22 protein-coding genes are annotated in these 19,926 nt (G+C 39.8%); 18 read left to right on the top strand and 4 right to left on the bottom strand.

Annotated elements, in window-relative coordinates:
- Window positions 1-19 precede the first annotated feature (19 nt).
- A complete protein-coding gene (locus CBF29_RS04045) occupies window positions 20-991 on the top strand; it encodes a ribose-phosphate diphosphokinase (RefSeq protein ID WP_126807615.1) in 972 nt (323 codons plus the stop codon).
- A 128-nt stretch (window positions 992-1,119) separates the two neighbouring features.
- On the opposite strand, the gene mscL is transcribed toward CBF29_RS04045, so the two are convergent.
- Window positions 1,120-1,524, bottom strand: coding sequence for a large conductance mechanosensitive channel protein MscL (gene mscL, locus CBF29_RS04040; protein WP_126807612.1), 405 nt, complete (start codon window positions 1,522-1,524; stop codon window positions 1,120-1,122).
- A gap of 339 nt (window positions 1,525-1,863) precedes the next feature.
- On the opposite strand from mscL, the gene yfmF reads away from it, so the two are divergent.
- The 5 genes from yfmF to pgsA all read left to right on the top strand — a co-directional run bounded on the left by yfmF (window position 1,864) and on the right by pgsA (window position 6,700).
- Window positions 1,864-3,126 (top strand): EF-P 5-aminopentanol modification-associated protein YfmF, encoded by a 1,263-nt coding sequence (gene yfmF / locus CBF29_RS04035; RefSeq protein ID WP_126807610.1) that lies wholly within the window; start codon window positions 1,864-1,866, stop codon window positions 3,124-3,126.
- A 1-nt stretch (window position 3,127) separates the two neighbouring features.
- Window positions 3,128-4,429 carry an EF-P 5-aminopentanol modification-associated protein YfmH gene (gene yfmH, locus CBF29_RS04030; protein ID WP_126807607.1) on the top strand — a complete coding sequence of 434 codons (1,302 nt, stop codon included), beginning with the start codon at window positions 3,128-3,130 and terminating at the stop codon, window positions 4,427-4,429.
- Window positions 4,429-5,151, top strand: a complete 723-nt coding sequence (gene ymfI, locus CBF29_RS04025) for an elongation factor P 5-aminopentanone reductase (RefSeq protein WP_126807605.1) — start codon at window positions 4,429-4,431, stop codon at window positions 5,149-5,151. The genes yfmH and ymfI overlap by 1 nt, the downstream gene beginning before the upstream one ends.
- A gap of 26 nt (window positions 5,152-5,177) precedes the next feature.
- On the top strand, window positions 5,178-6,050 hold the full coding sequence (locus CBF29_RS04020) for a helix-turn-helix domain-containing protein (RefSeq protein WP_126807603.1): 873 nt from the start codon (window positions 5,178-5,180) through the stop codon (window positions 6,048-6,050).
- A 71-nt stretch (window positions 6,051-6,121) separates the two neighbouring features.
- Window positions 6,122-6,700: a CDP-diacylglycerol--glycerol-3-phosphate 3-phosphatidyltransferase gene (gene pgsA / locus CBF29_RS04015; RefSeq protein WP_126807693.1), complete on the top strand. Its 579-nt coding sequence runs from the start codon at window positions 6,122-6,124 to the stop codon at window positions 6,698-6,700.
- A gap of 72 nt (window positions 6,701-6,772) precedes the next feature.
- Here pgsA and CBF29_RS14105 read toward each other — a convergent pair whose 3' ends face one another.
- The gene (locus tag CBF29_RS14105; protein WP_281272908.1) at window positions 6,773-6,901 is read right to left on the bottom strand and encodes a hypothetical protein; all 129 of its coding nucleotides are present in this window, start codon (window positions 6,899-6,901) and stop codon (window positions 6,773-6,775) included.
- 548 nt (window positions 6,902-7,449) lie between these two features.
- Here CBF29_RS14105 and CBF29_RS04010 point away from each other — a divergent pair.
- Window positions 7,450-7,917, top strand: a complete 468-nt coding sequence (locus CBF29_RS04010) for a cupin domain-containing protein (protein ID WP_126807601.1) — start codon at window positions 7,450-7,452, stop codon at window positions 7,915-7,917.
- Window positions 7,918-8,278: 361 nt separating this feature from the next.
- The gene (locus tag CBF29_RS04005) at window positions 8,279-8,929 is read left to right on the top strand and encodes a PepSY domain-containing protein (protein ID WP_126807598.1); all 651 of its coding nucleotides are present in this window, start codon (window positions 8,279-8,281) and stop codon (window positions 8,927-8,929) included.
- A 200-nt stretch (window positions 8,930-9,129) separates the two neighbouring features.
- Here CBF29_RS04005 and CBF29_RS04000 read toward each other — a convergent pair whose 3' ends face one another.
- On the bottom strand, window positions 9,130-9,726 hold the full coding sequence (locus CBF29_RS04000) for a nitroreductase family protein (protein ID WP_126807596.1): 597 nt from the start codon (window positions 9,724-9,726) through the stop codon (window positions 9,130-9,132).
- Between the two features lie 157 nt (window positions 9,727-9,883).
- Here CBF29_RS04000 and CBF29_RS03995 point away from each other — a divergent pair, with 157 nt between their 5' ends.
- The 3 genes from CBF29_RS03995 (at window position 9,884) to deoC (ending at window position 12,004) form a co-directional block, all read left to right on the top strand.
- The gene (locus CBF29_RS03995; protein WP_126807594.1) at window positions 9,884-10,207 is read left to right on the top strand and encodes a heavy metal-binding domain-containing protein; all 324 of its coding nucleotides are present in this window, start codon (window positions 9,884-9,886) and stop codon (window positions 10,205-10,207) included.
- Window positions 10,208-10,303: 96 nt separating this feature from the next.
- Complete coding sequence (locus CBF29_RS03990) at window positions 10,304-11,239, top strand: DNA-binding transcriptional repressor DeoR (RefSeq protein WP_126807592.1); 936 nt, start codon at window positions 10,304-10,306, stop codon at window positions 11,237-11,239.
- 96 nt (window positions 11,240-11,335) lie between these two features.
- Window positions 11,336-12,004, top strand: coding sequence for a deoxyribose-phosphate aldolase (gene deoC, locus CBF29_RS03985; protein ID WP_126807589.1), 669 nt, complete (start codon window positions 11,336-11,338; stop codon window positions 12,002-12,004).
- 94 nt (window positions 12,005-12,098) lie between these two features.
- Here deoC and CBF29_RS03980 read toward each other — a convergent pair whose 3' ends face one another.
- The gene (locus tag CBF29_RS03980; RefSeq protein ID WP_126807587.1) at window positions 12,099-12,938 is read right to left on the bottom strand and encodes a DUF368 domain-containing protein; all 840 of its coding nucleotides are present in this window, start codon (window positions 12,936-12,938) and stop codon (window positions 12,099-12,101) included.
- Between the two features lie 305 nt (window positions 12,939-13,243).
- Here CBF29_RS03980 and CBF29_RS03975 point away from each other — a divergent pair, with 305 nt between their 5' ends.
- The 7 genes from CBF29_RS03975 (at window position 13,244) to CBF29_RS03945 (ending at window position 19,823) form a co-directional block, all read left to right on the top strand.
- Window positions 13,244-14,587 carry a glycoside hydrolase family 18 protein gene (locus CBF29_RS03975; RefSeq protein WP_126807585.1) on the top strand — a complete coding sequence of 448 codons (1,344 nt, stop codon included), beginning with the start codon at window positions 13,244-13,246 and terminating at the stop codon, window positions 14,585-14,587.
- Window positions 14,588-14,683: 96 nt separating this feature from the next.
- Window positions 14,684-15,298: a Holliday junction branch migration protein RuvA gene (gene ruvA / locus CBF29_RS03970; protein ID WP_126807583.1), complete on the top strand. Its 615-nt coding sequence runs from the start codon at window positions 14,684-14,686 to the stop codon at window positions 15,296-15,298.
- A gap of 9 nt (window positions 15,299-15,307) precedes the next feature.
- A complete protein-coding gene (gene ruvB, locus CBF29_RS03965; protein ID WP_425469883.1) occupies window positions 15,308-16,309 on the top strand; it encodes a Holliday junction branch migration DNA helicase RuvB in 1,002 nt (333 codons plus the stop codon).
- A 105-nt stretch (window positions 16,310-16,414) separates the two neighbouring features.
- On the top strand, window positions 16,415-17,452 hold the full coding sequence (gene queA, locus CBF29_RS03960) for a tRNA preQ1(34) S-adenosylmethionine ribosyltransferase-isomerase QueA (protein ID WP_126807579.1): 1,038 nt from the start codon (window positions 16,415-16,417) through the stop codon (window positions 17,450-17,452).
- A 457-nt stretch (window positions 17,453-17,909) separates the two neighbouring features.
- Window positions 17,910-19,055 carry a tRNA guanosine(34) transglycosylase Tgt gene (gene tgt, locus CBF29_RS03955; protein ID WP_126807577.1) on the top strand — a complete coding sequence of 382 codons (1,146 nt, stop codon included), beginning with the start codon at window positions 17,910-17,912 and terminating at the stop codon, window positions 19,053-19,055.
- 83 nt (window positions 19,056-19,138) lie between these two features.
- The gene (gene yajC / locus CBF29_RS03950; protein WP_126807574.1) at window positions 19,139-19,498 is read left to right on the top strand and encodes a preprotein translocase subunit YajC; all 360 of its coding nucleotides are present in this window, start codon (window positions 19,139-19,141) and stop codon (window positions 19,496-19,498) included.
- Between the two features lie 40 nt (window positions 19,499-19,538).
- Window positions 19,539-19,823, top strand: coding sequence for a post-transcriptional regulator (locus CBF29_RS03945; RefSeq protein WP_126807572.1), 285 nt, complete (start codon window positions 19,539-19,541; stop codon window positions 19,821-19,823).
- Window positions 19,824-19,926: the final 103 nt, after the last annotated feature.

Raw genomic sequence — 19,926 nt, 5'->3', positions numbered from 1 at the left:
AAAGAAAGCGGAGGTCCTCATGACAAATCATTACTTTGATCCAAAGTTAAAAATTTTCGCACTGAATTCAAATAAACCTTTGGCTCAAAAAATCGCAAATGCAGTGGGTGTAGATTTAGGGAAATCGTCTGTGTCTCAATTTAGTGACGGAGAAATTCAAATCAATATTGAAGAAAGTATACGTGGTGACCATGTGTATCTGATTCAGTCGACTTCTTATCCAGTCAATGACAATATTATGGAACTCCTGATTATGATGGATGCACTAAAAAGAGCCAGTGCCAAGACAATCAACGTGGTACTGCCATATTATGGTTATGCCAGACAGGACCGAAAGGCGCGTTCTCGCGAACCAATCACAGCTAAATTATTTGCTGACATGCTGACGACAGCCGGCGCCGACCGTATCCTGACATTGGATTTACACGCAGCTCAGATTCAAGGATTTTTCAATATCCCGGTAGATCACTTGATGGCAGCACCGTTATTGGCTGACTACTTTATCGAGCGGGGCTACGAGGGTGGAAATGTGGTTATCGTGTCGCCTGATCATGGTGGTGTGACACGGGCACGTAAGTTGGCAGAATTTTTGAAAGCTCCAATTGCGATTATTGATAAACGGAGGCCAAAAGCCAATGTTGCTGAAGTAATGAATATTATTGGAAATGTCAAAGGACAAAGATGTATCATCATTGACGACATGATTGATACCGCAGGAACCATCACATTGGCAGCCCAAGCCTTACAAGATGAAGGTGCCACAGAAGTGATTTGCTGTTGTACCCATCCGATATTGTCAGGTCCGGCGATTGAAAGACTGGAACAATCGGTGATAGAAAAAGTGGTCGTAACAGATTCTATCTTATTGCCTGAGGACAGACGGATCGATAAAATCGAAGAAGTCAGCGTGGGTGCTTTGATTGGTGATGCGATTAAACGGATTCATGAAAACAAACCAGTTAGTCCACTATTTGAATCAAAACGTATGTAATCACTGAAATACAAATAGTTCGTGAAGACCTTTGAATACAAAACACCTCTGAAATCATTTTAAAATTTCAGAGGTGTTTTTCTTATGTTGTTTTTATTTCAATACTGCGGTCAATGAGAAAAGAGAGATTAATTCTTTTCTTTCAACAGCTCTACGATTTCTTTCAGATAGTCTTCCTGAGTAGGTTCGCTTTCGACCGCTTCTTCTTCTTTGGTTTTCGCCCCAAGACTGCGTGCTTTATTTACACCTTTAACAATAAAAAATAATACCAGCATTGTAATTAAAAATGAAATAATTGCTGAGATGATCAACCCGAAATTAAGGGAAGCACCCTTAGCTAAAGTAATTGTCAACCCATCGATTTTTCCTTCAGGATTGCCGGTAACCAGCATGATAAACCATGACACGATGGGAGTAAGAATACCATCGACAATAGCACTGACAACAGAGTTAAAAGCTCCACCTATGACAACACCAATGGCTAATTCAAAGGCACTTCCTCGAATGATAAACTCCTTAAATTCTTTCAACATAAATAATTCACTCCTCCATTTGATAAATTTAAAAAACTAAAGACCCTAACAATATAATACTATAACACTTTGTTCTCTTGAAAGTAAAATATCTCCGATTCGTGTTTTCATTATAAAGAAAAAGAGTAATTCAGCCTCTTGAAATGCTCAAAAAATGCTGAAAATACTTATTTGTTTTAGTGTGTAATTTGTTTAGTCTCCTCTTTTTTTGTGATATGATTAGGGAATAACACGACAACAAAATTAAATGATAAAATTCTTTTAATTAACGATGATTTCATTGTATGCAGTCATGAAATTAACTACTATTAAGATAGATTTAGAAAGGCAGGCACGTAAATGAGTTTGGTTTTAGCTGAGAATATCAACTTACATGTGATTCCAACAAAAAAATACAAGACGATTCAGATAATGATCCGATTTGCCACTGAAATGACACGGGAGAAAGCAAGCTTGCGGACATTGCTGAGCAGTATGTTAGAAACAAATAGCCGTCACTATCCGACGAGCACCGCAATGAGTAAGAAGCTATCAGAAATGTATGGTGCTCGTTTTAATGTCGGCACCAACAAAAAGGGCAATGTGCATCAGCTGAATCTGGTGCTGTCTATTGTAAATCCTAAATATTTGCCCCATGAGACAGCTTTGTTAGAAGAGGGTTTGATGTTTTTAAACGAAGTACTGTTTTCTCCAAATATCAAGGACGGTCAATTTGATTTAGCGACTTTTGGAAGAGAAAAAAACAATTTACAATCTTATATCAATTCTGTTTACGATGATAAGCAGAGTCATGCGGCTTTGAGTTTGCAGGAGTTGTATTTCAGCGATTCAGAGGCACAAAAAACACCGGGCTTTGGTAAAGCCGAAGATGTTGCATCCATCACCAGTGAAGAGTTGGCGACATATTACTTGAAGATGTTGCGGGAAGATACTGTGGATGTGATGGTTCTAGGAGATGTATCGACCGAAGATGTTGCTGAACAGTTGGCATCATTTGCTTGGGGAGAGCGGGCAGTGGCCGAAAACGACCAGATGTATTACCAGAAACCCCATGGAGATGTGCTTGAAAAGAAGGAAACTTTGCCGGTGAAACAAGGCAAACTGAATATGGGCTACCATACAGGTATCTATTTTCATGATGAAAATTATTTTGCGATGCAGGTGTTTAATGGTTTATTTGGCGGTTTCCCTCATTCAAAACTTTTTGTCAATGTTCGTGAAAAGGAAAGCATGGCTTATTATGCTTCCAGTTCTTTGGATACTTTTCGCGGGATGATGACAGTTCAAACAGGTATCGACAGTCAGAATAGGGAGAAGGTCCTTCGTCTGATTGAGGAGCAGCGGCAAGCAGTGATAGACGGTCAGGTTTCTGATGAGGTCATGCTGCAGACCAAAGCCATGTTAAAAAATCATTACTTGTTGTCGCAAGACAATCCAAATGCTATTTTGGAATCTGAATATTTGAAGTTGAAGTTTCCTCAGTCGGCTTTGACAGATGCCCAGTGGCTTGGAAAATTAGAGAGTGTTACATTGGAAGAAGTGCAACAAGTAGCGAAAAACGTCCGCTTGCAGGCAATTTATTTTATGGAGGGGAACGCGTAGAATGGAAAAAAAAGAATACTCACGTCTAAATGAAGTTTTGTACACTAAAACCCTTCCTAATGGTTTGCGGATATCCCTGCTGCCTAAACCGGATTTCCACAAAACTTATGCTTTGTTTACTACTGATTACGGTTCGATTGATGAGGAATTTATTCCTTTGGGAGAAAAAGAGTTTGTAAAAGTTCCTGATGGGATTGCCCACTTTTTAGAACATAAAATGTTTGAAAAAGAAGACGGGGACGTCTTTCAAGTTTTTGGCAGACAAGGCGCCTCTGCTAACGCATTTACAAGTTTTACGAAAACCAGCTACCTGTTTTCAACAACTGACCAAGTTGAGGAAAATTTAACCACATTGCTGGATTTTGTCCAGTCGCCATATTTCACGGAAGGAACCGTGGAAAAAGAGAAGGGAATCATCGGTCAGGAAATCCAGATGTATAATGACGATCCTAACTGGCGGACTTTTTTCGGATTGCTTCAGGGGATGTATCCGAAACATCCTTTGCATATTGATATCGCCGGGACAATTGAGAGCATTGCTGAGATTACAGCAGACGACTTATACACTTGCTACCAGACGTTTTATCATCCCAGCAATATGAATCTTTTTATAGTCGGTAATATGGAGCCGGAAGAGATGATGGCTATGATCCGCAACAATCAAGAGCAAAAGACCTTTGCCCCGCCGCAGGAAATTTCTCGAAAATTTCCGCAAGAATCACCGGCGGATTTGGTGAAAGTTTCCAGTCTCCAACTGCCAGTCAGTCGTCCCAAAGGTTATTTGGGTATTAAGGGGTTTGCCCCGCTGCCGGAGACGGGTTTTGAACTACTTCGCTACCGTACAGCAGCCTCGCTGTTTTTCCAATTGCTGATAGGACCGACTTCAGAGCTTTATTTGTCTATGTACAATGAAGGTCTGATTGATGATAGTTTTGATTATGAATTTATTCTTGACCGCGGTTTTTATTTTGCTGATATCGGTGGAGATACTGAAAACCCTAAAGAGCTGACGGGAAAAATAAAAGAGCTTTTGCTGACGGCGCAAGACCGTCCGGAAATCAGCGAAGAACGGTTGCAGTTATTAAAGAAACGTATGACGGGCAATCATTTGCAGTCTTTGAATTCACTAGAATATATTGCTAACCAGTTCAGCAAAGATCAGTTTGGCGAAGCGACATTGTTTGATATGAGCGCTGTGATTGACAGCATCGAAATGAAAGATATCCAAAAGTTTATCGACCATTTTATTATTGAAAACCATATGGTAGAGTTTTTTGTTTACCCTGATAAGGATGAGGCGTAATGAAATTTGCCTTGATTTTAGGTGCAAGTGGAGACATCGGACAAGCATGTGCCCGTCGTTTGGCCAGTAAAGGCTGGTCCTTATATTGCCACTATCATCAAAATGAAACAAGAGTGAAAACATTAATCGAAAATTTAGAAAAAAAATATCCCCGGCAGGATTTTTTCAGTCTGCAATTAGATATGACAGATGAAAAAAGGATAGAAGCCTTCACAGCACAGCTTTTCGAAGTCGATGCAGTGATTGTAGCCAGCGGACAGACTATTTATAAACTGCTGACAGATACAACTTCTAGGGAGATGGATCAGTTGTGGCAGATGATGGTAAAGACCCCCATGTTGATTTGTCAAAAAGTTCAAGAAAAATTAGCTCGAAAAAAAGGGAGTATTGTTTTTATTGGTTCAGTTTACGGCATTTCTGGAAGTGCCATGGAAGTTTTGTACAGCACGCTCAAAGGGGCACAACATGCCTTTGTGAAAGCGTACGGGCAGGAGTCGGCTTCGCTAGACATTACCGTGAATGCCATCGCACCGGGAGCTGTCAGGACACACATGAATTATCATTGGACGGAGGAGGAAACTAGGCAGCTTTTATCGGAGATTCCAGCTAATCGAATGGCTGAGGCTGATGAAATTGCCGCAGTGGTCCAGTTTTTGTTAGGAGAACACGCCAGATATATTACAGGAACTATTATTCCGGTCACAGGCGGCTGGAAAGTCTAGAAAGAAAGAGAAATATAGGTGAGTAAGTGGAAACAATCGGAGAAACGCTAAAAAAAGCACGCCTAGCAAAAGGCTTGACCATTGATGAACTTCAACGAACGACCAAAATTCAAAAAAGATATTTACTTGCTTTGGAAGATAATAGATTCGATATGTTGCCAGGGTCTTACTATGCTAGAAATTTTATTCGCCAATATTCGCAAGCAGTGGGTATTGACGGTGATTATATGGTGGATGTCTATGACGGCATTGCCCCCACTCGAAAAAGGCAGGAAGAAAATCTTCCCGGCTCTCGCGTAGAGTTGAACAGGAAACGGCATAGCCCCGTTAAGGAAACTCCCAAATCGCTGATACCAAAGATTATTTTGACAGTTGTTTCTTTGCTGATTATCAGCGTGGTTGTTTATTTGACGTTGCGGGAAAATTCGGAAAAACAGTTAATCGATCAAAATAAAAATGTAGTAATTGAAGGCTCGATCGATTCTTCTGTTTCTGATGTGAAAACGACAGAATCCAAGAGCAAAGAGTCTTCTACGGTGGAGACAGAGGAGTCATCAGAACCGGAAAAACAAACAATCACTGTTGACAGTGAAGTGGGGAATGAATCGCAAATCACTATCAAAAATGCTGAGAACCCAGCTAAGGTGTCCTTTGAGGGAATCAACGGTAATTGCTGGTTGGGGATATTAATTGATGGACAGTATGTGTTTGATTATACGTTGTCTGCCGGTGGAACGACAGAAACTGTTCTGCCGAATAATATTGTTAATGCCACCATTGTTCTAGGAGCTTCTAACAATGTGATTTTAAACATCAATGGACAAAAGGTTGATTTTAACCAAAATAATACCAATGTGGTGAAACGTAATTTGAATTTGACAATTTCTTACGTGGAATAATCAAAGGACGTCAGTGGACATTTAATAACAAATTGCTTAAAATATAAGAGAATTGAAAGGGTGTGAAAAAAATTAATTTACCTAATAAACTAACAGTTTTAAGAATAGTGATGATTCCTGTGTTTATTGTTTTAACGTCGATTTCTTTTGAGTGGGGAGTGCTGACCATCGGCGGAACGGCTGTGGGTGTCAATCAATTGGTTGCAATGATTGTATTTGCCCTTGCCAGTCTTACGGACTGGTTGGACGGACAAATCGCCCGCTCTCAAAATCTGGTAACTAATTTCGGGAAATTTGCAGATCCTCTAGCAGATAAAATGTTGGTGATGACTGCTTTTATCATGTTGGTGGAGCAAGGGAAAGCACCGGCATGGGTTGTGGCAATCATTGTTTGCCGTGAACTGGCAGTCACAGGTTTGCGTTTATTACTGGTCGAGGATGGAGAAGTCATGGCAGCTGCTTGGCCGGGAAAAGTCAAAACGGCGACTCAGATGTTAGCAATCATTTTCTTATTAATCAACAATGCGCCGTTTGAGGGCCTAGGCATACCAGTAGCAACTATCTTATTATATGCGTGTTTGGTTTTCACTATATACTCAGGTGTAGATTACTTTATTAAAAATGCCCATGTTTTCAAAGGGTCGATGTAGTACAGCAGTGTAGGTTGTAAAAAAGTTATAAATGCAGATAAAAAAGAAGCTCTTTTGAGCTTCTTTTTTATGTTATGGTTCGATACTGACATTTTTATAATATGGACTGCCTAGGGCACGGTATTTTAATCCTTTGACATAATCTTTGACTAGGAAAGTTTCTGACCCTTGATAAACAGGAGTCATAGGTACTTCGTCCATAAATAATTCTCAAATGGCATTAGCTGCATCTCATTTACTGGCAATCAAGGGTCCTCACTTGCCAAAACGGCAACTCTGACTTTTTCCAGCAATACGTTCAGTCCTTTTTCTGTTGCGGTCTCTAAACCACAGTTTTTCTTTGGTGACACCTTAAATCATTTTGAAATCATTATTTCTCAGTATCTAAACCAGAAAAAATCCTAGTTTGATTTATTATATCTAGATAGTTGGGAAACTGATAGGAGGCAGGCGTATTTTCGCACATGTTTAACACATGATTGAACAAATTCTTAACCAATGTGAAGCCGGTTTTTGACTTACAATTTGTACAGCGGTGAAAAGTATCGTTTGTGTTAATTAAGTACGGAACTATAATTTAACAAGAACAATGTAGATGCCAGATGCTTTTTTTCAAATTTAGCAAGTAGTTGATGCGGATGATATGGACTCTGATTGGTGAGTATAATATGATGTGCTGAGATGAAGTAGAATTTTTTTGAAGAACTTGCTACAATTTGACTGAATAAAAAATGATAGGAGCATACAAGATGAGTGTATTCAAGCAATCAAAACGGACAGAGCTTTATGAAAAGAAAAAAGCTAAACATCCTGGTTACAAGTATTCCAGAAGAGATTTTATAAACTCTGAAGAGAGTGGAAATATTCTAGTGAGTTTCCATGAAATTGAGCCTTTAAATTCAGCTTATCCATTTCATTATCATCTGAAAAATGAAGAAGTGTTTTACATCATCAGTGGTTTCGGGACATTACAAACATTAGAGGGGACTAGACCGGTAAGTGCGGGTGATATTTTGTATTTTCCTCCGAATGAAGGTGGCGCACATAAACTGTTTAATGATTCGAAAACAGAACGCTTAATCTACATTGACTTTAGTGCAACTCATGATCTTGATGTAACAATCTATCCAGAATCAAAGAAGTTAGGAATTTGGAGTAAAGCCTTTAATAAGATTTTTAAAATTAACTCGAACGTTGATTATTTTGAGGGGGAGTAACTTAGAGATAAATTTGAAATAATAGCTAATAGAGGATTCGTATATAAATTTATTTTCATATAACATTTGGGGTATATTTAAATAACCTTTAACATCAAACTTGGTTTGGTGTTTTTCTTTTCAAGGACCGACCAGTATTTAAATGTTAGAGTTATTTCATAGGTCACATCACAAATATTCTCTACAACTGAAATAGAGGGCCTATTTTAATCGGATGCTGAAGCTCTTCAGCTAAATCATATCATTTGGGGATGCCATAATCGTTTCACACACTTAAAGCATTTATCTTCCCATGTCCCATTGATTATATTTTCCGGTTAGTTTGTTATAATAAAGATAATAACGCAGGGGAGGGAAAACGATGAAAAAAATGTTGGTGATCGGGTGGTTAAGTTTTAGTCTTCTGTTCACAGGGTGTGCCCCAAAAAAGTCTGAACAATCAAATGATAAAGAAGCATCCGATGTAAAGGAAACAACAGAAATTTCTATTGAGGACTCTACAGAAGAAACTGAAAAAAAAGACGACAATAAGGTGCAAGTTGCGCCTGAAGGAAAAGAAAACGTGAGAATACAAGTGACTTTAGAAGAGGCCATCGCGAAATATCAGTCTACTTTTCCGGGCAGTGATATTATTTCGATTGAATTAGAGGAAGAGCGAGGACGCTATCGTTATGAAATTCAAGGAGTGGACGATGATGTGGAATATGAACTTTATATCCACGCGGCAACAGGCGAGGTCAGTGATATGGAGACAGAGTCGCTGGATGATGATGAACGTCACGGTGTAGAACGACAAAGAGAAGCTCTGGATTTGACGAATCTCTTATCAATTGAAAAAGCAGGAGAAGTGGCAGAAGCGGCTATCGGTGAAGGTCAAGCTGTGGAATGGTCACTGGAACGAGACGACGGAATCACTTATTGGGAAGTTAAAGTAAGAGTCGGAAGTTCGGAATCATCCGTCAAGTTAGACAGCAAAACCGGTAATGTTTTGGAAATAGATTTTGACGATTGATTGAGGCTATTGGATTGTCACATTTATAAAAGTGATGTCAAAGAAAAAACGAGACAAGTAGATGGACGTTAGCCATGTTATTAAAAATGGGAAGTTGGACCATCTTCAAGTGCGACACTTGATGAGTCAAGTAAAAAATATTAATTTTGAAGGCAAAAAAAACGCGTAAATTCTACGCGTTTTTTTTGTCTGTTGATATTTTAGTTGAATGTCATGAAACGAGCATCGTCGTCCATGTATTCTTTTTCCCCAGCAGGAGATTCAATAGAGCCGAAAGGCATTTGTCCTGTCAGTTTCCAAGTTTTTGGAAGTTCCCATGTTTCAGCAACTTCTTGGTCAATGATTGGATTGTAATGTTGCAGACTGGCGCCGATATTGATTTCACTCAAAGCAACCCAAACAGAATGTTGAGCGATACCGGTAGAGTGTTCTGCCCAGACTGGGAAGTTATCAGCATACAAAGCAAATTGTTCTTGTAAAGATTTCACGACTGCTTGATCTTCAAAGAACAAAACAGTTCCCACGCCGGCAGAAAAGCCTGCAAGTTTAGCTTGAGTGTTAGGGAATGCCTCTGGCGGTGTTAGAGGTTCTAATGTATTTTCTACGATTTCCCAAAGTTTTTCGTGTGCTTCACCAAACAAAATAAGGACACGTGATGTTTGTGAGTTAAAAGCAGAAGGACTTTCCTTTACAGCTTGGCGGATCAAAGTTTCAACTTCTTTTTCTGATAAGTCGATATCTCTGCCGATAGTATAAATAGAGCGTCTCTTTTTTAAAGTATTGATAAAATTAGTCATTGTTGTATTCTCTCCTTTAATTAAGCTAGTTTTTAGTATACTTCACTTACAAAATGTAAGTAAAGAAATATGCTTTTATTTTCATCCTTAGGTTGTATAGTCAATGGAGAAAAATGGTGTATACTGTAAATAATCAATAAAAAAGGAGATCATGAACATGATTATTACAACAACAAATGAAATTGTTGGTAGAGAAATCGAATCCTACCATGGGATAGTTTTTGAAGAAGTTATCACAGGGATTAATATGTTTAAAGATATGGGGGCGGGCTTACGAAATATGTTTGGCGGACGTTCCAAGGGTTATGAAAATGAATTGCTGCAGGCTAGAGAAGAGGCGTTGGCTGAAATGGGCAGACGTGCCGAAAATCTGGGAGCTGATGCAGTTATCGGAACAAAGATGGATTATGAAGTCTTAGGATCAGATAATGGCATGCTGATGGTTACTTGCAGCGGAACGGCTGTAGTTTTAAGCGTTTAAAACCAAAAGGACTGACACGGGATGTGTCGGTCCTTTTAATTTTGTTGTGAAATCGGGAGTCATCAGAGATAATAGAGAAAGAAGGGTCGTGGATAAATGGACAAGCAGAAAGACCAGTTAAGTATAGAAGCAGCTCGATTGTATTATCAGATGGAATATAGTCAGCAGGAAATTGCTGAAGAACTTGCTATTTCCCGACCGACAGTTTCCCGTCTGCTGAAACATGCCAAAGAGAAAGACTTTGTTCAAATTACTATTAGGAATCCTTTCACAGGGGCAGAAATTTTATCCGAGCAGCTGAAAGAAAAGTTTGACTTGAAAGAGGTCATTGTCGCACAGACAACGAGTGAAAATTATCCTTTGATTGTTGATGAAATCAGCAAAGCAGCTGCCCGCTATATTGACCAGCATGTTAAAAGCGGGGATATCATCGGCATCAGCTGGGGGACGACACTGTATGAGGTAGCTAAAAAAATAACGCCTCAAATTATTGATAATATCCAAGTCGTGCAATTAAAAGGCAGCATGACTCATTCGCAAGTAGATAATTATGCCCATGAAGCACTCTCTTTATTCGCGCAAAGATTTCAAGCCGAAGGACTGCCACTGCCATTGCCGGTTATTTTTGATAAGAGAGAAGTTAAAGAAATGGTAGAACAGGACCGGCATATCCAACGTTTGGTATCTTTAGGAGAAAAAGCCAATATGGCTATTTTTACAGTTGGAACCGTCAGAGATGAAGCGTTGTTGTTTCGTTTAGGGTACTTGGATGAAGAGGAAAAAAATCAGATACAACAGACAGCAGTGGGAGATATCTGTTCTAGATTTTTTGATGTGCAAGGAAAAATCGTTCATGATGCTGTTAATCAGCGGACAATCGGGATCGAGTTGGATGAATTAAAGAAAAAAGAGACATCCCTTCTTGTCGCGGGCGGAAAGCATAAAGTTCAGGCAATCAAAGGTGCTTTATCTGGAAATTATGCCAATGTTCTGGTGACAGATTATCAGACGGCGGAACAATTACTCAAATAGACGAGCATTCAGAGAAAAAACGTTCAGAATAAATTTTACATTTGTTCTGCGTCGGGCTATACTTAGGATATTAAGACATGGGAAGAAGGAATAGAAATGGATTTAGCAAAATTGATCGACCATACAGCATTGAAAGCAGAAACTACTGAGGAAGATATTTTGACCTTAGTTTCTGAAGCGAAAGACTATGGATTTTTTTCAGTTTGTATCAATCCGGTTTGGGTACCGCTGGCCGCAGAGCAATTGAAAGACAGCCAAGTGAAGGTTTGCACGGTGATAGGATTTCCTTTGGGAGCGAACGCTGCGGAAACAAAAGCATTTGAAGCAGCCCAAGCTATTGCAAATGGTGCAAGTGAAGTTGACATGGTTATCAACATCGGCGCTTTAAAAGGTGGCCAGTATGACCAAGTGTTAAATGATATTCAAGGGGTTGTCGGTGCGGCTAAAGGCAAAGCTTTAGTAAAAGTTATTATTGAAACAGCCTTGCTGACTGATGAAGAGAAAATCAAAGCTTGTGAATTGGCTGTGGAAGCCGGAGCAGATTTTGTAAAAACATCTACTGGATTTTCCACTGGGGGAGCAACAGCCGCAGATGTGAAATTGATGAAGAAGACGGTCGGAAGTCAGGCGCAGGTTAAAGCATCCGGCGGTATCCACTCGAAAGAAGACGTGGAAGAAATGGTGGCAGCCGGGGCTTCTAGAATCGGGGCCAGTGCAGGTGTGGCGATTGTTTCAGGAGAAAAAATAAAAGACTCAGGATACTAGGCGGAACAAATAAAGTTTAAAAATTAAATCAAAAAACACGATAGGCCATTTATTTAGGCTCTATCGTGTTTTTAAATTTTTATTTCCGACTCGGTTATTTATACGTCTCTTCTAACCGGCTCATCCATTTTCCTAAGGCGGCTCCCGCAACACAGCTGATGACACACCAGAGATATTGCAACCAGCCAAATCCAGCGTAGTCAACACTGAAATTTGCAGGGATAATCATAATGGTTGAAGCAAAGACCACACCTAAAATAAAATGGAACATTTGCGGATACGCCCGTTGGAAAATAGCGTCCATGATTTTGGATAAACTTAGAAGGCAAATGACCCCGCCGATTGCCAAAGGTATTAAGACACTGAAATCCAAAGTTTTAATGCCGTCTGACATTGGTTTATATAATCCAAAGAAAGCTAAAAAATTAGAAGGACTTAGACCGGGGACGATGACCCCAAGCGCAATCAATGCTCCAGACATCACCCAATTTAAAAAGCTCGGTGTTAAACTTCCGCCGATAGAATCTTCAATAACATACAGGAAAATAACTGCCGCTACAAAGGTTACTGCCATGATGATGATGTCACGGTTTGTTCTGCCGTTTTTACCAGCTTCTTTCCACAAGGCAGGCGCAGTCCCAAGGATACAGCCTACAAAAAACCATAAAACAATGGTTTGATAATTACCTAGTGCAAAACTGACTCCAAAGGATAAAATAAACATCCCAAACAGGCCTCCAAGACCTACAGGAATAAAAAACAGCACATTTTCTTTAAAATTTCGTGTGATGTGAGCTAAAAATGAAATAATTCTTTCATAAATACCAAAAATAGCTGCCAAAGCCCCGCCGCTGACCCCCGGCAAAATAAATCCAGAACCGATAAACATTCCCTTGATAAATCTTAATAACCAATCTTTCATTGCGTTTGTCATAGTGTACTCCTTGTTTAAAATATTTTATATTAAAAATGCGTTGTAATTTTTAGAGTTCTCCTTGAAACACAAGGTAGTGTGCGTTGCTGAAAATAAGCAACCAGTGAACTAAAAAGATTATGTTACTAATCATACAAAACTTTAACAGATTTTGGAACCCGTAAAAATTTTCTTTAGAGATTATTTTAAATTTACGGGTTAACGCGGTGAAAATGAAGGAAGTGATAAAAAGAAGCGGAGAAATGTACACAAGTTAATGGGGTTTGGTATAATGAATAAAACCTTGTTTAGAAAGGATATTATTTATGAAAAAGTCTATTCGACAGAGACTGTATCCCTGCTTTTTGGCAGTGATAGTGGTCGTCGTCTTTTTTTTGTTACCATCAGCCGACGTACAGGCAGAGGGTTTTCGATTAATCGGTTATTTGCCTGACTATGACTTGGCAAGGCTAGAAGATACAGTAGATTTAGAGATGTTTACTGATGTGAACTATTTTTCGTTGATTCCTGAGCCGGACGGGACGTTGTCGTTTTCGGAGAGCGGCAGTGAGGAACAGCTGCATGGCTTGGTTAAGGAGGCTCACAACTCCAATGTCAGGGTAGGTGTAAGCATCGGCGGCTGGGGACTAAGCGAGAATTTTGCAGAAGCTACGAAGGCGGATAACCAAGAAAAATTTATCGAAGAAATTTTGAGCTTTGTTAAAAAGTTCGACATAGATAATGTGGATATCGATTGGGAATATCCCTCAGAAGAACAGGCGGAACAATTTGCCTTGTTTATAAAAAAACTGAACAAAAAGCTAGCTGATTCGGCGACGTTGTCAATTACTGTTCCTACAGGTATTGCGGCTAATGGTCAGCCAAGCGGGCACTGGGGACAGCATTTTCTGCCGGAAGGTTTAAAAGAAGCTGACTGGATCAATATCATGTCTTATGATGCGCAAATCGACGGATATCCGCAGCACTCGCCTCTTGAGCTCCATGAGCAAAATCTGCTTTATTGGAATGAACTTTTAGGCGGGAATCACATGAATAAATTGGCGGCAGGCATTCCTTTTTACGGAAAGGCTGAAAGCGGCGCCGTTTATTCATACCGGGATATCGTTCAGAAAGTGGCAGAAGTACCGATGGCGGATGAGGTGGCCATTGATGGAGAAATTTTTTATTTCAATAATAAATTGACAGTAAAAGAAAAAACATTGGCATCCATCGAATTGGGTTCTTTGGGGCTGATGATTTGGACTCCCACATTAGACAGAACGATTTCAAGCCCTTCTCGTCTGATGGATGTAGTTATGGAGACTATCCGTGAGGAAGCAGTGACCTTGGATAAATCGACGGATCTGTCCTCTGTTTTTTCTGGTCACAGTCTGACTATTTTGGAAAAACTATTTTCCGTTATAGCTGTTTTACTGATAATTTTAGGGGTAGTTCTGTTTTTGGGGAAATTTCTCTTCCTGTTACCCAAAACAATCAAGGGGAGAAAGGTTAATCCGCAAGCTCTCGGTAAAGCTGTCGGCATGGGTATAGGGATGCTGGGGATTTTACTTTTATTGTATTTGCTGTTGCCTGTAACCATCTTTTTATTGCTCGTCAGCTTGCTTCTTATAGTACTGCTAGTACTGCTGATCATGCTTAAAAAATCTTGACAACTTCAACTAAAATCATTTGATTTTTTTCATTTGAGTAGAAATATGTTACAATCAAAAAAGCGAACGCATGTTTTTAATTGGAGGTGCAACTGCGTGTATGAATATTTAAAAGGTTATGTGACGTTTATCAGTCCTTATTATATCGTATTGGAAACGGCAGGTATCGGCTATCAGCTGGCTGTCGCCAATCCTTTTCGTTATGCGGCACAACAAAAAGAGGAAATAAAAGTTTTTGTTTACCAAGCGGTGAGAGAAGATGCTATCTTGTTGTATGGTTTTTCAACTTTCGAGGAAAAACAATTATTTATCAAACTAATCAGCGTTTCAGGAATTGGACCTAAAAGTGCTTTGGCGATTATGGCAGGAGAAGACCATGGAGGGCTTGTTAACGCTGTGGAGTCGGAAAATGTCAAGTATTTGACAAAGTTTCCAGGGGTCGGAAAAAAAACTGCCCAACAAATGATTCTGGATTTGAAAGGCAAGTTGGATGATTTGGTTATTGGAGAGCTAAAAGATGCCACAGAGAACGTCGAACCTGTGGTGGCGGTTTCTGATAATCAGTATTTTGATGAAGCGATGGAAGCTTTAGCCGCACTGGGATACAGTCGCAGAGAGCTGAAGCGTATAGAAAAAGAACTGGCAGTCGAAAGTTTAACATCCACCGATGCTTATTTAAGACAGGGATTAAGTTTACTGATGAAAAAATAGTGAGGGAAGATCATGACAGAAGAACGTTTAGTATCTCCAGAGGAACTGATAGAAGAATTTGAAGAGAAATCCTTACGTCCTCAGCGGTTATCTCAGTATATCGGTCAGGACAAAGTGAAGGAAGAACTTTCTATTTATATCCAAGCAGCGAAAAATCGTCAGGAAGCTTTGGACCATGTGCTTTTATTTGGACCTCCCGGGTTAGGGAAAACCACACTGGCGATGGTCATCGCCAACGAGATGGGTGTTCAGATTCGAACCACGAGTGGTCCTGCCATTGAACGTCCGGGAGATTTAGTTGCTTTATTAAATGAACTTGAGCCGGGGGATGTTTTATTTATTGATGAGATTCACCGGTTGCCCCGCATAGTAGAAGAAATGCTTTACTCTGCTATGGAAGATTATTATGTGGATATTATGGTAGGACAAGGCTCCGGTGCCCATCCTGTTCATTTTGAATTACCTCCGTTTACTCTTGTGGGCGCAACGACCCGGGCGGGCATGCTTTCTGCTCCTCTGCGAGATCGTTTTGGGATTGTTTCCCATCTGGAGTATTATCAAATTGAAGATTTGCAGGAAATCGTCCTTCGTTCTGCAACTATTTTTGAAACAGAAATTCTCGAAGAAGGTGCATTTGAACTGGCCAGACGTTCAAGAGGGACGCCACGGATTGCCAACCGGCTGCTCCGCAGGGTCAGAGATGTGGCCCAAGTGGAAAGTGACGGCGTCGTGGATCAAAAAATCGCTGATAAAGCTTTGACGATTTTGCGAGTGGATCAAGAAGGTTTGGATTATGTGGATCAAAAAATTTTAAAGACGATGATCGAATTATATGGCGGCGGTCCTGTAGGCTTAAGCACACTGTCAGTCAACATCAGTGAAGAAACAGAAACTGTTGAGGATATGTATGAACCTTATCTTATTCAGAAAGGGTTTATCCAACGCACTCCCCGCGGACGTGTGGCGACTCCGAGGGCGTATGCTCATCTGGGTTATCGTTATAAGGAATAGAAGTCCTCTCTTAGAAGAGGGCTTTTTAAATTAATTGTTATTACTTTTTCCGATTTTAATGATAAAATGGCAAAGTGAACTAATGGAAGAAATAGAGGGACGTAAATGAAGACATATACAACAGATGATTTTGATTTTGAATTGCCAGAGACATTGATTGCCCAAACACCTTTGGAAAATCGTGAAGCTTCACGATTACTGATGCTTGACCATAAAACAGGAAAGATACATGATAAGCACTTCACCGATATCATAGACGAGCTGGATGCCGGAGATGCTTTGGTGATGAATGATACACGGGTATTGCCTGCTAGGATTTACGGTATCAAGCCGGCAACAGGGGGACAATTGGAAGTTCTGCTATTGAAAAATATTCAAGGGGACCGATGGGAAACCCTGATCAAACCAGCTAAAAGAGCAAAAGTCGGCACAGTGATTTCTTTTGGGGATGGTCATTTGCAGGCAACAGTGATTGAGGAATTAGAACATGGCGGGCGGGTCATTGATTTTCAGTATCAAGGAGTCTTTCTGGAAATTTTAGAGACGTTAGGGGAGATGCCTTTGCCCCCTTATATCAAAACACGGTTAGAGGACCCGAACCGTTATCAGACTGTTTATGCAAAAGAAAATGGTTCCGCGGCTGCGCCAACGGCAGGTCTGCATTTTACAGAAGAACTTCTAAAAAAAATCGAAAAAAAAGGTATCAAGCTCGTCTATCTGACCCTTCATGTGGGGCTCGGGACTTTTCGCCCGGTAAGTGTGGTCAATATTGCCGAACATCACATGCACAGTGAATTTTATCAGTTGACTGATGAAGCAGCTGCAGTATTAAATGATGTGAAACACCAAGGGGGAAAGATTGTTGCGGTCGGCACGACAAGTATTCGAACCCTAGAAACAATCGGTTCGAAGTTTTCCGGTGAGATTCAGGGGGATAGCGGCTGGACAGAGATTTTTATCACGCCGGGGTATGAGTTTAAAGTGGTGGATGCCTTTGTGACAAACTTCCATTTACCCAAATCTACGCTAGTCATGCTGGTTAGTGCCTTTGCCGGACGAGATCAGGTGCTTTCAGCGTATAAGCATGCTGTCTCAGAAAAGTATCGCTTTTTTAGTTTCGGCGACGCCATGTTTATCAAATAAAAAAATGCCTGGCTTCTCGACTAGCCAGGCATTCGTTGATCACGGAAGAAATCAGAAAGTTTAGGAACAGAACGCATGTAAAGTGCTAACATTTACATCTACATCTTTTTCTTCGAATTTCTTAATTAAACAAGAGTTGCTTAACATACAATTTTCATCAAATTAACTTACAACACACTAAACATCTGAATCACAAATTTCTTTTGGAGCTGAAACTTTACATGTTTTCTAATGTTGGAGAACTTCATACATTTTTTACACATCTTTGTTTAGTTACTTCACAAAAAACTTTCGAGAAATTCACTTTCTGTACTGCTTTCTTCCTTATGTCTATATTTAACCATATAAAGAGAACGTTTTCAAGTTAAATGCACTTATTTTGAAAACTTGCACAATGAGCTGAATCAGAGTATCATTACTAGGATGTAATTTTATCAAACGAAAGTAGGAACACGATATGACAGAACCAGCCATCCGTTATCGGCTAATAAAGAAAGAAAAACATACAGGCGCGCGATTGGGAGAAATCATCACTCCTCATGGCACCTTTCCCACACCGATGTTTATGCCGGTGGGGACACTTGCCACAGTAAAAACAATGGCACCTGAGGAATTAAAAGAGATGGGTGCGGGGATAATTTTAAGCAACACCTATCACCTATGGCTGCGTCCGGGAGAAGATATCGTTGCAGAAGCAGGGGGTCTTCACCAATTTATGAATTGGGATCAGGGAATCTTAACCGATTCAGGAGGCTTTCAAGTCTGGTCTCTGGCAGATATGCGCAATATTGAGGAAAAAGGCGTTCACTTTAAAAATCATTTGAACGGCTCCAAAATGTTTCTTTCTCCAGAAAAAGCAATTCAAATTCAAAATCAGCTAGGTGCAGATATTATCATGAGTTTTGATGAATGCGCACCATTTTACGAAAGTCATGATTATGTCAAGAAATCCATTGAAAGAACCACACGTTGGGCGGAGCGTGGTTTGAAAGCTCATGCTAATCCAGAAAAGCAAGGGTTGTTTGGTATCATCCAAGGGGCAGGCTACAAAGATTTGCGTCTTCAAAGTGCCCGGGACCTTATCAGTTTAGATTTTCCCGGCTATTCCATCGGCGGATTATCGGTTGGGGAAACAAAAGCTGAGATGAATGAAGCCCTTGAGTGGCTAAATCCGGTTATTCCGGAGAATAAACCTCGCTACTTGATGGGTGTGGGTACAGCAGATTCATTAATCGACGGAGCTATCCGCGGTGTAGATATGTTTGACTGTGTTTTGCCGACAAGAATTGCACGCAATGGGACATGTATGACGAGCCAAGGAAGACTGGTTGTCAAAAATGCACAATACGCCCGCGATTTCAGACCGCTGGATGAAAAATGCGACTGCTATACTTGCCGCAACTATACACGAGCTTATGTTCGACACTTGATTAAATGTGATGAAACGTTTGGTTTGCGCTTAACTTCTTATCATAATTTATATTTTTTACTAAATGTGATGAAACAAGTTCGGCAAGCCATCCTAGATGACAATTTGCTTGAATTTAGGGAAGCATTTTTTGAAGAATATGGATTCAATCAAGAAAATCCGAAGAATTTCTAGCAAGTCAACAGATTATGCTAGTAGTTTTAAGAAAAATTTGATAAAGTTATTATTAGCCAAAAAAATAAAAATGAGGTGAGGATATGGGAGGATTAGGAATGCTACTTCCTACAATTATTATTATTGGTGGAATGTATTTCTTTATGTCACGTACACAGAAGAAACAGCAAAACGAACGTCAACAATTACTTGATAATTTAAAAGCAGGCGATAGTGTGATTACAATCGGCGGTTTGCATGGTGTGATTGCTGAAATAAGAGACGGTGAAGGCAGAAAAACAGTGTTGCTTGATTGTGAAGGTATCTATCTGGAATATAATCGTTCAGCTATTCAGCAAGTAGTTCCAACGGCAGCAGCGCCAGAGGCAGAACAAATGATTACTGAGGAAGAAACTGAAACAGTTGAAGAAGAAACTACTTCAGAAGAAAATGACCAGCAGTAGTCTGTCAGTTACTATTTAGAAGTATATTAAGGAAATAAATATGACAAACAAGTTAAAATGGCGTGAAGCATTCTTGCTGCGCCATTCTCTCAAAAGAAAGTTAAAAGAATTTCATCGTGCAGGTTATTTGAATGTTGTCGAAACAGAAATGTGGGATTATTTAATAGAGAAAAAATGGAAATCATCCTCAGATAAAACGATAACCGAATATAAAAATGATATAAAGAATATTGTCATCAATGATTTTTTTGATTACCAACAATTAAAAGCGCAAGTTAAAAATGTGGATTCTTTTGATTTTGGAGATATTCAAGACTTATTATAACAATTTTTATAGCTTGCCAGCTGTTGTGTTGACCTCTTGAAAGGTTGATATGACAGCTTTTTTCGTACTTCTAAAAATAAAAACGGTTTCTTGTTAAATATTT

This window comes from Vagococcus elongatus, assembly GCF_003987645.1.
In the GTDB taxonomy this organism is placed as follows: domain Bacteria; phylum Bacillota; class Bacilli; order Lactobacillales; family Vagococcaceae; genus Vagococcus_A; species Vagococcus_A elongatus.
Note: the sequence above shows the minus strand (reverse complement) of the source record. Positions and strands in the feature narration are given on the sequence as shown.

Excerpts from the sequence above, each read along its gene's own strand:
- CBF29_RS04045 (WP_126807615.1), top strand. The coding sequence starts at position 20 with ATGACAAATCATTACTTTGATCCAAAGTTAAAAATTTTCGCACTGAAT.
- mscL (WP_126807612.1), bottom strand. The coding sequence starts at position 1,524 with ATGTTGAAAGAATTTAAGGAGTTTATCATTCGAGGAAGTGCCTTTGAA.
- yfmF (WP_126807610.1), top strand. The coding sequence starts at position 1,864 with ATGAGTTTGGTTTTAGCTGAGAATATCAACTTACATGTGATTCCAACA.
- yfmH (WP_126807607.1), top strand. The coding sequence starts at position 3,128 with ATGGAAAAAAAAGAATACTCACGTCTAAATGAAGTTTTGTACACTAAA.
- ymfI (WP_126807605.1), top strand. The coding sequence starts at position 4,429 with ATGAAATTTGCCTTGATTTTAGGTGCAAGTGGAGACATCGGACAAGCA.
- CBF29_RS14105 (WP_281272908.1), bottom strand. The coding sequence starts at position 6,901 with ATGGACGAAGTACCTATGACTCCTGTTTATCAAGGGTCAGAAACTTTC.
- CBF29_RS04010 (WP_126807601.1), top strand. The coding sequence starts at position 7,450 with ATGAGTGTATTCAAGCAATCAAAACGGACAGAGCTTTATGAAAAGAAA.
- CBF29_RS04005 (WP_126807598.1), top strand. The coding sequence starts at position 8,279 with ATGAAAAAAATGTTGGTGATCGGGTGGTTAAGTTTTAGTCTTCTGTTC.
- CBF29_RS04000 (WP_126807596.1), bottom strand. The coding sequence starts at position 9,726 with ATGACTAATTTTATCAATACTTTAAAAAAGAGACGCTCTATTTATACT.
- CBF29_RS03995 (WP_126807594.1), top strand. The coding sequence starts at position 9,884 with ATGATTATTACAACAACAAATGAAATTGTTGGTAGAGAAATCGAATCC.
- CBF29_RS03990 (WP_126807592.1), top strand. The coding sequence starts at position 10,304 with ATGGACAAGCAGAAAGACCAGTTAAGTATAGAAGCAGCTCGATTGTAT.
- deoC (WP_126807589.1), top strand. The coding sequence starts at position 11,336 with ATGGATTTAGCAAAATTGATCGACCATACAGCATTGAAAGCAGAAACT.
- CBF29_RS03980 (WP_126807587.1), bottom strand. The coding sequence starts at position 12,938 with ATGACAAACGCAATGAAAGATTGGTTATTAAGATTTATCAAGGGAATG.
- CBF29_RS03975 (WP_126807585.1), top strand. The coding sequence starts at position 13,244 with ATGAAAAAGTCTATTCGACAGAGACTGTATCCCTGCTTTTTGGCAGTG.
- queA (WP_126807579.1), top strand. The coding sequence starts at position 16,415 with ATGAAGACATATACAACAGATGATTTTGATTTTGAATTGCCAGAGACA.
- tgt (WP_126807577.1), top strand. The coding sequence starts at position 17,910 with ATGACAGAACCAGCCATCCGTTATCGGCTAATAAAGAAAGAAAAACAT.
- yajC (WP_126807574.1), top strand. The coding sequence starts at position 19,139 with ATGGGAGGATTAGGAATGCTACTTCCTACAATTATTATTATTGGTGGA.
- CBF29_RS03945 (WP_126807572.1), top strand. The coding sequence starts at position 19,539 with ATGACAAACAAGTTAAAATGGCGTGAAGCATTCTTGCTGCGCCATTCT.